Annotated in this window: 1 protein-coding gene; it reads left to right on the forward strand. The window is 57.6% G+C overall.

Annotation, left to right across the window (positions count from 1 at the left end; all coding sequences use genetic code 11):
* Positions 1–96 precede the first annotated feature (96 nt).
* Positions 97–594, forward strand: a complete 498-nt coding sequence (locus UU7_RS17040; RefSeq protein WP_007810608.1) for a GNAT family N-acetyltransferase — start codon at positions 97–99, stop codon at positions 592–594.
* Positions 595–620 lie beyond the last annotated feature (26 nt).

Below are 620 nucleotides of genomic sequence, written 5' to 3' on the forward strand. Positions count from 1 at the left end.
TCGCTTCGCCTCGTTTCCCGCCTTTTTTGCGGGCAACGCGAATGATAGGCTGCGAGGGAGTTTTTCTACAGCTACGTTAGGTCGCACAGGATGATCATGGTTCCCATCGTCCCGATCGCTGAAGACATGGCCGAGAGCTTCCGTGCCTGTTTGGACACTGTCGCACGTGAGAAGAAGTATCTTGCACAGGTGGAGGCACTGCCGCTGGAGCGCGTTCGTGCCTTTGTTCAAGAGAGCGTTGCCACAGATGCAGTTCAGTTTGTCGCACTGGAAGCAGGGCGCGTAGTCGGGTGGGCAGACATCTTTCCTGCATGGGCACACGCGATCGCCCACTGTGGATTCCTTGGAATGGGTGTTCTCCCCGGCTACCGAGGCCGGGGCATCGGCAAGCGTCTGCTACAGGCCTGCATAGCCAAGGCCTGGTCCAAGGGCATCACGCGCGTCGAGTTGGAGGCGCGCATAGACAATGAGCGTGCTATCCGGCTCTACGAGTCTGCAGGGTTCGTGCATGAGGCGGTCAAGGTACACGCTATGCGGTTCGATGGCGTGTATTACGATGCTGTGCAAATGCGGCTACTGCGCAGTGTGGCCTAACTGCTCCTTAGTTCTACTGTGTTATT

It is taken from the genome of Rhodanobacter spathiphylli B39, from assembly GCF_000264295.1.
Taxonomy (GTDB): Bacteria; Pseudomonadota; Gammaproteobacteria; order Xanthomonadales; family Rhodanobacteraceae; genus Rhodanobacter; species Rhodanobacter spathiphylli.

Excerpts from the sequence above, each read along its gene's own strand:
- UU7_RS17040 (WP_007810608.1), top strand. The coding sequence starts at position 97 with ATGGTTCCCATCGTCCCGATCGCTGAAGACATGGCCGAGAGCTTCCGT.